11 protein-coding genes are annotated in these 14510 nt (G+C 71.3%); 9 read left to right on the top strand and 2 right to left on the bottom strand.

Annotation, left to right across the window (positions count from 1 at the left end; all coding sequences use genetic code 11):
• Window positions 1-14: 14 nt before the first annotated feature.
• Both LIV37_RS51745 and LIV37_RS12800 read right to left on the bottom strand, forming a co-directional pair.
• The gene (locus tag LIV37_RS51745; RefSeq protein WP_020867537.1) at window positions 15-137 is read right to left on the bottom strand and encodes an MFS transporter small subunit; all 123 of its coding nucleotides are present in this window, start codon (window positions 135-137) and stop codon (window positions 15-17) included.
• Window positions 134-1522, bottom strand: a complete 1389-nt coding sequence (locus LIV37_RS12800) for an L-lactate MFS transporter (protein WP_020867536.1) — start codon at window positions 1520-1522, stop codon at window positions 134-136. The genes LIV37_RS51745 and LIV37_RS12800 overlap by 4 nt, the downstream gene beginning before the upstream one ends.
• 158 nt (window positions 1523-1680) lie before the next feature.
• Here LIV37_RS12800 and LIV37_RS12795 point away from each other — a divergent pair, with 158 nt between their 5' ends.
• The 9 genes from LIV37_RS12795 (at window position 1681) to LIV37_RS12755 (ending at window position 14319) form a co-directional block, all read left to right on the top strand.
• On the top strand, window positions 1681-2358 hold the full coding sequence (locus LIV37_RS12795) for a GntR family transcriptional regulator (RefSeq protein ID WP_020867535.1): 678 nt from the start codon (window positions 1681-1683) through the stop codon (window positions 2356-2358).
• Between the two features lie 245 nt (window positions 2359-2603).
• Window positions 2604-3785, top strand: a complete 1182-nt coding sequence (locus LIV37_RS12790) for an ROK family transcriptional regulator (RefSeq protein WP_121825531.1) — start codon at window positions 2604-2606, stop codon at window positions 3783-3785.
• Window positions 3786-4146: 361 nt separating this feature from the next.
• On the top strand, window positions 4147-5676 hold the full coding sequence (locus tag LIV37_RS12785; RefSeq protein WP_020867533.1) for a sugar ABC transporter ATP-binding protein: 1530 nt from the start codon (window positions 4147-4149) through the stop codon (window positions 5674-5676).
• Window positions 5677-5801: 125 nt separating this feature from the next.
• Window positions 5802-6749, top strand: coding sequence for an ABC transporter permease (locus LIV37_RS12780; RefSeq protein WP_214663417.1), 948 nt, complete (start codon window positions 5802-5804; stop codon window positions 6747-6749).
• Window positions 6746-7804, top strand: coding sequence for a substrate-binding domain-containing protein (locus tag LIV37_RS12775; protein ID WP_020867531.1), 1059 nt, complete (start codon window positions 6746-6748; stop codon window positions 7802-7804). Before LIV37_RS12780 ends, LIV37_RS12775 begins: the two co-directional genes overlap by 4 nt.
• Before the next feature lie 60 nt (window positions 7805-7864).
• The gene (locus LIV37_RS12770; RefSeq protein WP_020867530.1) at window positions 7865-9055 is read left to right on the top strand and encodes a Gfo/Idh/MocA family protein; all 1191 of its coding nucleotides are present in this window, start codon (window positions 7865-7867) and stop codon (window positions 9053-9055) included.
• A gap of 13 nt (window positions 9056-9068) precedes the next feature.
• Window positions 9069-10076 carry a sugar phosphate isomerase/epimerase family protein gene (locus LIV37_RS12765; RefSeq protein WP_020867529.1) on the top strand — a complete coding sequence of 336 codons (1008 nt, stop codon included), beginning with the start codon at window positions 9069-9071 and terminating at the stop codon, window positions 10074-10076.
• A 271-nt stretch (window positions 10077-10347) separates the two neighbouring features.
• Window positions 10348-12801 (top strand): carbohydrate-binding protein, encoded by a 2454-nt coding sequence (locus LIV37_RS12760; RefSeq protein ID WP_020867528.1) that lies wholly within the window; start codon window positions 10348-10350, stop codon window positions 12799-12801.
• 78 nt (window positions 12802-12879) lie between these two features.
• Window positions 12880-14319 (top strand): ThuA domain-containing protein, encoded by a 1440-nt coding sequence (locus tag LIV37_RS12755; protein WP_020867527.1) that lies wholly within the window; start codon window positions 12880-12882, stop codon window positions 14317-14319.
• Window positions 14320-14510 lie beyond the last annotated feature (191 nt).

Here is a 14510-nt window from a genome sequence, read left to right as displayed (position 1 = left end):
ACGGTGGAGCGAGCTCAGTCGGTGAAGAGCTGGGTGGCCTTCTGGACGAGTTCGTAGACCCCGTACCCGAAGGGCAGCACTACCCAGGCCCAGACGGCCACGGTCAGCGCGGTGCGGTTCCTGGTGGGCTCGGTCATCGGTCCCCTCCCTTCTCGGCGGGGGCCGCCTCGGGCTCGGCCGCCGCCGGGGCCGGTTCGTGGAAGCGCGGATGGACCGGCCGTATCAGCTCGTTGGCGACGAAGCCGACGATCAGCAGCGCGATCATGATGGTGAGCGAGAGCGAGTACAGCCCGGGGCCGGTCTTCCCCGCCTCCTCCTGGTGGTCGGCCACCTTGTTGACGATGTACGGGCCGAGGACGCCGGCCACCGACCACGCGGTGAGCAGCCGCCCGTGGATCGCGCCCACCTGATAGGTGCCGAACAGGTCCTTCAGATACGCCGGAACGGTCGAGAAGCCGCCGCCGTAGAAGGAGAGGATCACCAGCGCGCACACCACGAACAGGGGCTTGGAGGAGTCCCCGAGCTGCGAGATGGCCAGATACATCAGCGCGCCCACGCCCAGGTAGACCCGGTACATGTTCTTGCGCCCGATGAGGTCGGAGGTGGACGACCACACCAGCCGCCCGGCCATGTTGGCCGCCGACAGCAGGGCGACGAAACCGGCCGCCGCGGTGGCGGTCACGGGGGTGTCGGTGTCCTTGAAGTAGTCGCCGATCATGGGCGCGGCCTTCTCCAGGATGCCGATGCCCGCCGTCACGTTCATGCACAGCACCACCCACAGGAACCAGAACTGCGGGGTGCGGATGGCGTTGCGCGCGGAGACGTCGGCCGTGCTGATCATGTGCCCCTGCTCCTGCGGCGGTTCCCAGCCGGCGGGCCGCCAGCCCTCGGGCGGTACGCGCACCAGCAGTACGCCGAGGGCCATGAAGACCGCGTAGGTCACGCCGTGGACCAGGAAGGTGGCGGCGATGCCGCCGTTGTCGGTGCCGAAGTGCTCCAGCAGCTTGCTGGACCAGGGCGAGGCGATGAGCGCCCCGCCGCCGAATCCCATGATGGCGATGCCGGTGGCCATGCCGGGCCGGTCGGGGAACCACTTCATCAGCGTGGAGACGGGGGAGATGTAACCGATGCCAAGACCGATCCCGCCGATGAAGCCGTAGCCGAGGACCACCAGCCAGTACTGGCTGGTGGCCGCGCCGAGCGCGGCGACGAGGAAGCCGGAGGAGAAGCAGACGAGGGAGACGAACATCGCCCAGCGCGGGCCGTTGCGCTCCACGAGCGTGCCGCCGAAGGCGGCGGACAGGCCGAGCATCACGATGCCCAGCTGGAAGGGGAGCGCGCTGGCCGTGCCCGAGAGGTCCAGCGAGGACTCCAGGGGCGGCTTGAACACGCTCCACGCGTAGGCCTGGCCGATGGAGAGATGGACGGCCAGGGCGGCGGGCGGCACCAGCCAGCGGCTCCAGCCCGGTGGGGCCAGGGTGCGTGAGCGATGGAGCGGGCCGAGACGATCATTGGTGAGCATGTGCCCGGACTTTAAGGATTCAACGAGTCGATGACTAGACGTCAAGGCACCTGGGATGTGTCGGCGCCGTGGACAGGTTGGGTAAACTGTAGACAATAACCAATTCACGCATCCGGTGAATCAGGATATTCGGTGAACAGCGAGCCAGAGGGGGCGCGATGCTGTCCAGGGGACTGCCGCACGGCGCGGTGCCGAAGCTGGAGCGGCCCGGGCCACTCCGCGAGCGCGTCTACGAGGCGCTGCTCGAACTCATCACCACCCGTGCCCTCCGCCCCGGCCAGCACCTCGTGGAGAGCGAACTCGCGGGCCAGCTCGGGGTCTCCCGCCAGCCGGTGCGCGAGGCCCTCCAGCGGCTCAACACCGAGGGCTGGGTCGATCTGCGGCCCGCCCAGGGCGCGTTCGTCCACGAGCCCACCGAGGAGGAGGCCGATCAGCTCCTTACGGTGCGCACGCTCCTCGAGGCCGAGGCCGCCCGGCTGGCCGCCGCCGGGGCCGACGAGGCCGGTGTCGCCGCCCTGGAGGACCTGTGCGCGAAGGGCGAGCGCGCGGTCCTGGACGACGATGTGGACGGCGCGGTCGCGGCCAACGCCGAATTCCACGCCAAGGTGATGGAACTGGCCGGAAACGCGGTCCTGTCCGAGCTGGCCGCCCAGGTGGACCGCAGGGTCCGCTGGTACTACACCCCGGTCGCCCGCCAGCGCGGCAAGCAGTCCTGGATCGAGCACCGCGAGCTGATCGCGGCCATCGCCGCGGGCGACGAACACGGCGCCACGGCCGTCATGCGCGCCCACACCGAACACACCCGCCGCACCTACCACGACCGCGAGCGTCCCTGACCCGATCCGCCGGTCCGCCCGGCGGTGCGGCCTGCAAGTGACAACTCTTTCACCGAGCACGGGCTGCCGAGCGGGCGCCTTCGTGTGCCCTGTCGCGAAAACGACGAGGCTTTGTCCTGAGACAGGAGAAAGTCGGAGCCAATTGCGGCGCAAGTTCTTCCCACTCCCGACAACCGCTGCTACGTTCCCCGTGAAAGCCCGGCCACGTGGATGCCGATGACGGCGGGAGGGGCAGCGTGAGGCGCATGACGGCACGACCGGCGAACGCGCATCAGGCGCGATTGCTTCGCCTGCTGCGCGACGGCGGCCCCAACTCCCGTGCTCAGCTGGGCGATCAGATCGACCTGTCGCGTTCGAAGCTGGCCGTGGAGATCGACCGGCTGCTGGAGACCGGGCTGGTGGTCGCGGACGGGCTGGCTGCCTCGCGGGGCGGCCGGCGTTCGCACAACATCCGGCTCGCGCCCGGGCTGCGACTGCTCGGCGTGGACATCGGCGCCACCTCCGTGGACGTCGCCGTGACAAATGCCGAACTGGAGATTCTCGGCCACCTCAACCAGCCCATGGATGTGCGCGAAGGCCCCGTCGCGGTCTTCGAGCAGGTGCTGGACATGGCCGCGAAGCTCCGGGCGTCCGGCGTGGCCGAGGGGTTCGACGGAGCGGGCATCGGAGTGCCGGGCCCGGTTCGGTTCCCCGAGGGCGTGCCCGTGGCGCCGCCGATCATGCCGGGGTGGGACGGCTTCCCCGTACGGGAGGCGCTCAGCCAGGAGCTCGGCTGCCCGGTCATGGTCGACAACGATGTGAACCTCATGGCGATGGGGGAGCAGCACGCGGGGGTCGCCCGTTCCGTCAAGGACTTCCTCTGCGTGAAGATCGGCACCGGTATCGGCTGCGGGATCGTCGTCGGCGGTGAGGTCTACCGCGGCACGACGGGCAGCGCGGGCGACATCGGCCACATCCAGGCCGAACCCGACGGCCGCCCCTGCGCCTGCGGCAACCACGGCTGTCTGGAGGCGTACTTCGGCGGCGCGGCGCTGGCCCGCGACGCCGAGGAGGCCGCCCGCGACGGCCGGTCCGCCGAACTCGCCGCCCGGCTGGAGGAAGCGGGCAGCCTCGCCGCCACCGATGTCGCCGCGGCGGCCTCGGCGGGCGACGCGACCGCGCTCGACCTCATCAGGGACGGCGGCACCCGTACGGGCCAGGTCATTGCCGGGCTCGTCAGCTTCTTCAACCCCGGTCTGGTGGTCATCGGCGGCGGTGTCACCGGGCTCGGCCATACGCTGCTCGCCGCCATACGGACCCAGGTCTACCGCCAGTCCCTGCCCCTGGCCACCGGCAACCTCCCCATCGTGCTGGGCGAACTCGGCCCGGCCGCCGGGGTCACCGGCGCGGCCCGCCTGATCAGCGACCACCTCTTCTCACCGGCATGACGGCCTGGCCGCCATGAACGCATGACGGCCCGACCCCGCCCGGCCCCGGCCGGGCCGTACCTCGGCACAGCGCAGCAGCACGGCATCAGCACCGCACCGCACCGCCCCTCGGCGTACGCCATGCCGAGGCACGAGCCGCACCACCGAGCCGCAGTACCGGCACCACCGAGCCGCACCACCCGGCACCCCACTCCCACCGGGGCCGCGCCGCTACCCCGTCGCGCCCTGACGCCCCACCACGGCACCACCACATCACCGCCCCGCCGCGCACCCGCACGCCCAGCACCCCGAACGCCCCAGCGTCCCGCACCGCATACGAGCGACCGCACCGCATCGAGCGACCCCGCCGAGGAGGCCCGCCATGGCACCGGCACCACCCGACCCGCGCCCACTCCTCACCATGTCCGCGATCACCAAGTCCTTCCCCGGAGTACGGGCCCTGGACGGCGTCGACCTCGATGTCGAAGCGGGCGAGGTGCACTGTCTGCTCGGCCAGAACGGCGCGGGCAAGTCCACCCTGATCAAGGTGGTCGCCGGGGCGCATCAGCCCGACAGCGGCGAGATCCTCTGGCGCGGTGAACCGGTCACCCTCAAGTCGCCCATCGCCGCCATGCGCCTCGGGATCGCCACCATCTACCAGGAACTCGACCTGGTGGAGGGGCTTTCCGTCGCCGAGAACGTCTTCCTCGGCCATGAGATGGCCACCGGCGGTTTCGTCCGCTCCCGCGCGGCCCGCACCGCCACCGCCGCCCTCCTCGCCCGGCTCGGGCACCCCGAGATCGACCCGGGGCGGCTGGTGGGGGACCTCTCCGCGGCCGGGCAGCAGATCGTCTCGATGGCCCGCGCGCTCTCCCATGACGTCCGGCTGATCGTGATGGACGAGCCGTCCGCGGCCCTCGACCCCGACGAGGTGGACAACCTCTTCCGCATCGTCGGCGATCTCACCGCCGCCGGGGTGGCCGTCGTGTACATCTCGCACCGGCTGGAGGAGATCCGCCGCATCGGCGACCGCGTCACCGTGCTCAAGGACGGCCGCGCCGCGGCCCGCGGACTGCCCGCGCGCACCACCCCGACCCGCGAGGTCGTGGCGCTGATGACGGGCCGGGACGTGGAGTACGCGTTCCCGCGCCGCACCACGGCGCCTCCGGTCGCCACCGCCACGCCGGTGCTGCGGCTGGAGAACCTCGGCCGGGCGGGGGAGTTCGAGCCGATCGATCTCGAGGTGGCGCCCGGCGAGATCGTCGGGCTGGCCGGGCTCGTCGGCTCCGGGCGGTCCGAGATCCTGGAGACCGTCTACGGCGCCCGCCGCCCCACCTCGGGCCGGGTCCTGGTGGACGGCCGCCCGCTGCGCCCCGGCAGCGTGACCGCCGCCGTGCGCGCCGGGCTCGGCCTCGCCCCCGAGGAGCGCAAGGCGCAGGCGCTGCTGATGCTGGAGTCCGTCACCCGCAATGTCTCGGTCTCCTCGCTGACCCGCTTCTCCCGCGCCGGATGGGTGGACCGCGGCGCGGAGCGGGCGGCGGCCCGCCGCTGCGTCCGCGATCTGTCGCTGCACCCCGACGACCCGGAGCGGCCGGTGCGCACCCTGTCCGGCGGCAATCAGCAGAAGGCCGTACTGGCCCGCTGGCTGCTGCGCGGCTGCCGGGTGCTGCTGCTGGACGAGCCGACGCGCGGGGTGGACGTCGGCGCCCGCGCCGAGTTGTACGCGGTGATCCGCCGACTCGCCGACGACGGCATGGCCGTCCTTCTCGTCTCCAGCGAACTGCCCGAAGTCCTGGGCCTCGCCGACCGGGTGCTGGTGCTCCGCGAGGGCCGCGTCGTCCATACGGCGCCCGCGCGGGAGCTGGACGAGCACCGCGTCCTCGATCTCGTCATGGAAGGGAGCCCGTCGTGAATTCACCCGGGAGCAGGCCGGCGTCCCCGCCTCCGGCCGACCCCGCCCCGGTACCGGGCGCGGGCGCCACACTGACGGCCGGTCCGGTCGGCAAACCGCCGGCCGGCCGCACCGACACCGATCCGCTGAGCAGGCTGCGGCGCCTGGCCGACCTGCGCAACCTCTCCCTCGTCGGGGTGCTGGCGGTGCTGATCGCCGTCGGCGGCTTCACCAAGCCCGATGAGTTCCTCAGCACCGACAACCTCCAGCTCGTGCTCACCCAGGCGTCCGTCATCGGCGTCGTCACCGTCGGCGTGACCTTCGTCATCACCAGCGGCGGCATCGATCTGTCGGTCGGCGCGATCGTCGCGCTGGCCTCGGTGTGGGCCACCACGCTCGCCACCCAGGACTACGGGCTCGGCGGCATCCTGCTGTGCGCGGTGCTGGTGGGGCTCGGCTGCGGACTGGTCAACGGGGTGCTCATCGCGTACGGCGGGATGGTGCCGTTCATCGCCACGCTCGCGATGCTCGCCTCCGGCCGTGGTCTCGCCCTGCAGATCAGCGACGGCAAGACCCAGGTCGTCACCGTGAACCAGGTCCTGGACCTCGGCCTCCCGGACGCCTATGTCCTCGGCATACCGCCGCTGGTGATGATCTTCGCCGCCGTCACCGTGGTGGGCTGGCTGGTGCTCAACCGCACCACCTTCGGCCGGCGCACGGTCGCCATCGGCGGCAACGCGGAGGCCGCCCGGCTCGCGGGCATCGACGTCCGGCGGCAGCGGCTGATGCTGTATCTGCTCTCCGGCCTGTGCTGCGGTGTCGCCGCCTTCATGCTGGTCGTCCTCACCGGCTCGGGCCAGAACACCAACGGCAACCTCTACGAACTCGACGCCATCGCCGCCGCGATCATCGGCGGCACACTGCTCAGCGGCGGCCGCGGCACCATCACCGGCTCCGTCCTCGGCGTTCTCGTCTTCACCACCATCACCAATCTGTTCGCCCTGAACAACCTCCAGAGCGATGTCCAGCAGATCGCCAAGGGCGCGATCATCGTCGCCGCCGTCCTGGTACAGAAGGGTCGTTCGACGCCATGAGGTATGCCAAGAGCTCCTCCGCCACCACCAGTCGCAGAAACCTCCTCCTGGGCACCGCCGCGGCGGGCGCGATGTTCGCCGCCGGGTGCACCAGCAACGAGAACAACGACGACGGCGACAACGCCAAGCAGGCCGCGAACACGGCCAATGACAAGCCCGGTAAGGCGGTCACCATCGGCTTCGCCGGGCCCCAGGCCGACCACGGCTGGCTCAACGCCATCAACGAGCAGGCCAAGCGGCGCGCCAAGGAGTACAAGGACGTCACCCTGGAGGCCACCGAGGGCTCCAACGACACCGCCCAGCAGATCGGCCAGATCGAGACCCTCATCAACAAGAAGGTCGACGTCCTGGTCATCCTGCCCGCCGACGGCAAGGCGCTCACCCAGGTCGGGCTCAAGGCCATGCGGGCGGGCATCCCGGTGGTCAACCTCGACCGGATCTTCGCCTCGCCGCAGGCGTACCGCTGCTGGATCGGCGGAGACAACTACGGCATGGGCCTCAACGCCGGGCGCTACATCGGCGAGCAGCTCAAGGGCAAGAAGAACGCCAAGGTCATCGAGTTGGCGGGAATCGACAACCTGGAGCTCACCCGGCAGCGCACCGAGGGCTTCAACGACGCCCTGAAGAACTACCCCAACATCAAGAAGGTCGGCCGCCAGGCCGCGGAGTTCACGGTCGAGTCGGGCCAGGCGAAGATGGCCCAGCTGCTCCAGGCCCACTCCGACTTCGACGCCCTGTGGAACCACGACGACGACCAGGGCGTCGGCGCCGAGCGCGCCATCAAGCAGGCCGGGCGCGATGACTTCCTCATGGTCGGCGGCGCGGGCGCCAAGCACGCCATGGACGCCATCAAGGCCGGCAACAGCGTGCTGAAGGCCACCGTGCTCTACCCGCCCACCATGGCCGCCTCCGCCATCGACCTCGCCCGCGCGCTGGGGCAGGGCAAGGGCGTCGGGGGCCTCGCGGAGCTGGAGATCCCGGCTTCTCTCACCCTCTACTCCGCCGTCGTCACCAAGGACAACGTGGACGAGTACCTCCCCACGGGATTCAGCTGAGCCCTGTTGAGGGCCAGACCCCCCACCTCGCGTCGGTTTGCGATCGTCAGAAGGAGTCCCATGGAAAATCCTGAAGCGAAGACACTCGGCGTCGGCATGGTCGGCTACGCCTTCATGGGCGCCGCCCACTCCCAGGGCTGGCGCACCGTCGGCCGTGTCTTCGACCTCCCCGCCCGCCCCGCGATGTCCGCCGTCTGCGGGCGCGACGCGGACGCCGTACGGGCCGCCGCGGACCGGCACGGCTGGGCCGCCGCCGAAACCGACTGGCGGGCGCTGATCGCCCGGGACGATGTGCAGGTGGTCGACGTCTGCACCCCCGGCGACAGCCATGCCGAGATCGCCATCGCGGCCCTGGAGGCGGGCAAGCACGTGCTGTGCGAGAAGCCGCTCGCCAACTCCGTGGCCGAGGCCGAGGCCATGGTGGAGGCGGCCCGGCGGGCCCGGGAGCGCGGCCAGGTGGCGATGGTGGGCTTCAACTACCGCCGCGCGCCCGCGATCGCCTACGCCCGCCGGATGGTGGCGGGCGGGCGGATAGGCGTGCTGCGGCACGTCCGGGTGACCTATCTCCAGGACTGGATCGTCGATCCGGAGTTCCCCCTGGTGTGGCGGCTGCGGCGGGAGTACGCGGGCTCCGGCGCCCTCGGCGACCTGGGCTCGCACATCGTCGACCTGGCGCAGCATCTGGCGGGGGAGCGGCTGGTCGGCGTCTCGGCGCTCACCGAGACGTTCATCCGGGAGCGGCCGCTGCCCGCCGGCGCGGTGGCCGGGCTCGGCGGCGCCGGGGCGGGCGGGGCGGCGCGCGGACCGGTGACGGTCGATGACGCGGCGCTGTTCACCGGGCGGTTCGGCTCCGGCGCGGTGGCGTCGTTCGAGGCCAGCCGGTTCGCCGCGGGCCGTAAGAACTCGCTCAGGATCGAGCTCAACGGCGATCGCGGTTCGCTCGCCTTCGATCTGGAGCGGCTCAATGAGCTGTCCTTCCACGACCACACCGAGCCCGCGGTGGACTCCGGCTTCCGCCGGATCCTGGTGACCGAGCCCGAGCACCCCTACCTCGAGGGGTGGTGGCCGCCGGGCCACGCCCTCGGCTATGAGCACACCTTCGTCCACCAGGCGCGGGACATGGTGTTCGCGATCGCCGACGGAACCGGCCCCGAGCCGTCCTTCGAGGACGGGCTGCAGGTGCAGCGGGTGCTGGCCGCCGTGGAGGAGAGCGCGGAGAAGAACTGCGTCTACACCCCCGTACCCGTCTGAGGAGGAGGCCGGAATGCCCAGACCCTTCACGCTCTTCACCGGCCAGTGGGCCGACCTTCCCCTGGAGGAGGTCTGCCGGCTGGCCCGTGACTTCGGCTACGACGGACTGGAACTCGCCTGCTGGGGCGACCACTTCGAGGTGGACCGGGCACTCGGCGAGTCCGGCTATCTGGACGGGCGGCGCGAGCTGCTGGAGAAGTACGGCCTCAAGTGCTGGGCCATCTCCAACCACCTGGTCGGCCAGGCGGTGTGCGACTCGCCCATCGACGAGCGCCACAAGGCCATCCTGCCCGCCCGGATCTGGGGCGACGGCGAGGCGGAGGGCGTACGGCGGCGGGCCGCCGCCGAGATGGCCGACACCGCACGCGCCGCGGCCGCCTTCGGGGTGCGCACCGTCATCGGCTTCACCGGCTCCTCCATCTGGCATCTGGTGGCGATGTTCCCGCCGGTGGTGCCGGGGATGATCGAGCGGGGCTACGAGGACTTCGCCGAGCGCTGGAACCCGGTCCTCGACGTCTTCGACGCCGAGGGCGTGCGCTTCGCCCACGAGGTGCACCCCAGCGAGATCGCCTACGACTACTGGACCACCCACCAGGCCCTGGAGGCCGTCGGCCACCGCCCCGCGTTCGGGCTCAACTTCGACCCCAGCCACTTCGTCTGGCAGGACCTGGACCCGGTCGGCTTCCTGTGGGACTTCCGGGACCGGATCTACCACGTGGACTGCAAGGAGGCCCGGAAGCGGCTGGACGGCCGCAACGGACGCCTCGGCTCCCACCTGCCCTGGGGCGATCCCCGGCGCGGCTGGGACTTCGTCTCCGCGGGCCATGGCGACGTGCCGTGGGAGGACGTGTTCCGGATGCTGCGTTCGATCGGGTACGACGGTCCGGTGTCGGTCGAGTGGGAGGACGCCGGGATGGACCGGCTCACCGGCGCCCCGGAGGCGCTGGCCCGGCTGAAGCACTTCGACTTCGACCCGCCGACGGCGTCGTTCGACGCGGCCTTCGGCGGCGGCGACAAGTAGCGACGAGGACCCGTCCGTCCAAGGGCCCCTGGGTGGGGGACCGCACACCGCACCCCCACCCAGCTTTGTCCTGCCCGTGGATGAAGTGGCACCTGTTTTGCGTCAAAGGGGTTTCCGGACCGGACAAACCCCGCTACGGTCCTTGAGATGTACCGGACACATAGGGGCCCCTCGCCCCGGACCGGTCATCCCGGCGCGACGGCGCGCGCCTGTGCCAGTCACGGCGGCCTGACGGCCCGCCCGTACCCCCCTCTTTCCACGGAGGATCAGCGTGCACAGGAAAAGGCTTCGACTGCGCGGTCCCCTCGCGCTCGTCACGAGCGCACTGCTCGTCGGCGCGGGGCTCGCGTTCACCGCTCCCCAGGCGGGCGCGGATCAAGCGGATCAACCCGCCCCGGCCGCCGAGCAGTTCCAGCAGGTGACCCTCGCCAAGGGCGTGGAGGAGACCGGCGAGCCCATGACGCTCGCCGTACTCCCCGACCGCTCCGTGCTGCACACCTCGCGCGACGGCACCCTGTGGCTGACCGACGCCACGGGCGAGACCAAGGTGTCCGGCAAGCTGCCCGTCTACTCGCACGACGAAGAAGGGCTCCAGGGCGTCGGCATCGACCCCGGCTTCGCCGACAACCGCGCCATCTACCTCTACTACGCGCCCCCGCTCGACACCCCCGCCGGCGACGCCCCCACCACGGGCACGGCCGCCGACTTCGCCAAGTTCGACGGCGTCAACCGCCTCTCCCGGTTCACCCTCGACGCCGACGGCACCCTGAACACCGGCAGCGAGAAGAAGGTGCTGGACGTCCCCGCGTCCCGCGGCATCTGCTGCCACGTCGGCGGGGACATCGACTTCGACGCCGACGGCAACCTGTACCTGTCCACCGGCGACGACAGCAACCCGTTCGAGTCCGACGGCTTCACCCCCATCGACGAGCGGGACAACCGCAACCCGGCCTTCGACGCCCGGCGCTCCGCGGGCAACTCCAACGACCTGCGCGGCAAGGTGCTCCGGATCAAGGTGGCCGACGACGGCTCGTACACCGTGCCGGACGGCAACCTCTTCGCGCCCGGCACCGAGAAGACCCGGCCCGAGATCTACGCGATGGGCTTCCGCAACCCGTTCCGGATCAGTGTCGACAAGCCCACCGGCACGGTCTACGTCGGCGACTACGGACCGGACGCCGGCGCCGCCAACCCCGAGCGCGGACCCGGCGGCGCGGTCGAGTTCGCCCGGGTGACCAAGGCCGGCAACTACGGCTGGCCGTACTGCATCGCCGACAACAAGCCGTACCGCGACTACGACTTCGCCACCGGCACCTCCGGCCCGGCCTTCGACTGCGCCGCGCCCGAGAACACCTCGCGGTACAACACCGGGCTCACCGATCTGCCGCCCGCCCAGCCCGCCTGGATCCCGTACGACAACGACTCCGTGCCCGAGTTCGGCTCCGGCTCCGAGTCCCCGATGGCCGGGCCGGTCTACCGCTACGACGCCTCGCTCGACTCACCGGTGAAGTTCCCCGAGTCGTACAACGGGAACTTCTTCGCGGGGGAGTTCGGCCGCCAGTGGATCAAGCGGATCGAGCAGGGCGCCGACGGGGCCGTGCAGAAGATCAACGACTTCCCGTGGTCCGGCACCCAGGTCATGGACTCGGCCTTCGGCCCGGACGGCGCGCTGTACGTACTCGACTACGGCCTCGGCTACTTCAACGGCGACGAGCACTCCGCGCTCTACCGGATCGAGAACGCCACCGGCGGACACTCGCCCATCGCCGAGGCGAGCGCCGACCGCACCTCCGGCAAGGCGCCCATGAAGGTCGCCTTCTCCTCGGCGGGCACCTCGGACGCCGACGGCGACACCCTCGCCTACAGCTGGGACTTCGGCGACGGCACGACCTCCGCCGCCACCAACCCCACCCACACGTACAAGAAGAACGGCACCTTCACCGCCACCCTCACCGTCAAGGACCCCACCGGCCGCACCGCCAGTGCCAATGTGCACCTCACCGTGGGCAACACCGCGCCCAAGGTGACGCTGCAACTGCCCGCCGACGGCCAGCTGTTCAGCTTCGGCGACGAGGTCCCGTTCAAGGTCAAGGTGACCGACCCGGAGGACGGCACCGTCGACTGCGCGAAGGTCAAGGTCACCTACATCCTCGGCCATGACAGCCACGGCCACCCCGTCACCACGGCTAACGGCTGCTCCGGCACCATCAAGACCAACGCGGACGGGGAGCACGACCCCAACGCCAACATCTTCGGGGTCTTCGACGCCGAGTACACCGACGGCGGCGGTGGCGGCCAGCCGCCGCTGACCACCCACGACCAGTCCATCGTCCAGCCCAAGCACCGCCAGGCCGAGCACTACGACGACAGCCAGGGCGTCTCGGTGATCAACCACACCCCGGCCAACGGCGGCAAGACGGTCGGCAACATCGAGAACGGGGACTGGATCTCCTTCACCCCGTATGTGCTGGGCAACGCCAAGGACTTCACCGCACGGGTCTCCTCGGCGGGCGCCGGCGGCACGCTGGAGATCCACAGCGGCTCCCCGGCCGGACGGCTGCTCGGCACCGTCACCGTGCCGGTGACCGGCGACTGGGAGACCTTCCAGGACGTCAAGACGACGCTGACGAAACCCCCGACCGGCACCACCACGCTGTCCCTCGTCTTCAAGGGCGGTGCGGGAGCGCTCTTCGACGTGGACGACTTCACGATCGGCACCGGCTGACGAGTTGACGCCCGGGGCCGGGGGCGGCGGCCGTACCCGGCCGCCGCCCCCGGCCCGGGAGGAAGGAGCACGACGGATATGCACCCGCACACCTCTCCGCACTCCAGACCCGACTCCGGACGCGACTCCGGACCCGGCTCCGGTACCCGCTCCCGGCGTGGGGCGCGGCTCGCCGCCGTCGGGGCCACGCTGCTGCTCGCCCTGACGGCCCTGCCCGCCGCCGCGTCCGGGGCCGCCACGTCCGGCGCCGCCGACGACCGGGTCCTGGTCTTCTCCAAGACGGCCGGCTTCCGCCACGACTCCATCCCCGACGGCGTCGCCGCCATCAAGGAACTCGGCGCGCAGAGCGACTTCGCCGTGGACGCCACCGAGGACGGCGCCGCCTTCACCCCCGACAACCTCGCCCGCTACGACGCCGTCGTCTTCCTCTCCACGACCGGCGACGTCCTCGACACCGCCCAGCAGTCCGCGTTCGAGGGCTATGTGCGGGCGGGCGGCGGCTACGTCGGCGTCCACGCGGCCGCCGACACCGAGTACGACTGGCCCTTCTACGAGGGCCTGGCCGGGGCGTACTTCCAGTCCCACCCCGCGATCCAGCAGGCCACCGTGAACGTCGAGGACCGGGCCAACCCCGCGACCGCGCATCTGGCGCCGACGTGGGAGCGGACCGATGAGTGGTACAACTACCGCACCAACCCGAGGGAGCGGGTGCGGGTCCTCGCCACGCTCGACGAATCCTCGTACCAGGGCGGCGCGATGGGCGAGGACCACCCCATCTCGTGGTGCCAGGAGTACCGGGGCGGCCGCGCCTTCTACACCGGCTTCGGCCACACCAAGGAGTCCTACGCCGACCCCGCCTTCCGCCGGCACCTGCTCGGCGGCATCCGCTACGCCACCGGCGCCGCCCACGCCGACTGCCGCCCCGAGCAGGGCTACCGCCCGCTCTTCGACGGCACCTCGACGGACGGCTGGAAGCAGGCGGGCCCCGGGAGCTTCACCCTCGACACCGCGTCCGGGACCCTCACCTCGACCGGCGGCATGGGCATGCTCTGGTACCAGGCGCGCGAGCTGGGCTCGTACTCGCTCAAGCTGGACTGGAAGATGGCGGGCGACGACAACTCCGGCGTCTTCGTCGGCTTCCCCGCCTCCGACGACCCCTGGTCGGCGGTCGACAACGGCTACGAGGTGCAGATAGACGCCACGGACACCCCCGATCACACCACCGGCTCGGTCTACGGCTTCCAGTCCGCGGACCTCGCCAAGCGGGACGCGGCGCTGAACCCGCCGGGGGAGTGGAACACGTACGAGATCCGCGTACAGGGCGAGCGGCTGCGGATCTGGCTCAACGGCGTGAAGATCAACGACTTCACCAACCGGGACCCGGCGCGCAGCCTGCTCCAGGGCTACGTCGGCATCCAGAACCACGGGGAGGGGGACGAGGTCTCCTTCCGCGACATCCGCGTCAAGGACCTGCCGGCGAAGGGCGGCGGCCACCACCAGCACCACCACGACGGCTAGGCGCCCACGGTCCGCCGTCCCGACGGCCCGAGGGGAGCCGTGGGGACGGCGTGGCGGCGGGCAGGAGTACGCCGCCTCCTCCCGCCGCCACCCCCACCACCTGTCCGCCGCCGCCACCCCGACGGCCCCGGGTCACCCGCCCGGCGGCTCCGGCCGCCCCGCCCCGGCCCCGACTCCCGGGCGCGGGGCGG

Source organism: Streptomyces rapamycinicus NRRL 5491 (genome assembly GCF_024298965.1).
GTDB classification, from domain to species: Bacteria; Actinomycetota; Actinomycetes; order Streptomycetales; family Streptomycetaceae; genus Streptomyces; species Streptomyces rapamycinicus.
The sequence above is the reverse complement of the archived record's forward strand: the minus strand, read 5'-3'. Positions and strand labels throughout refer to the sequence as shown.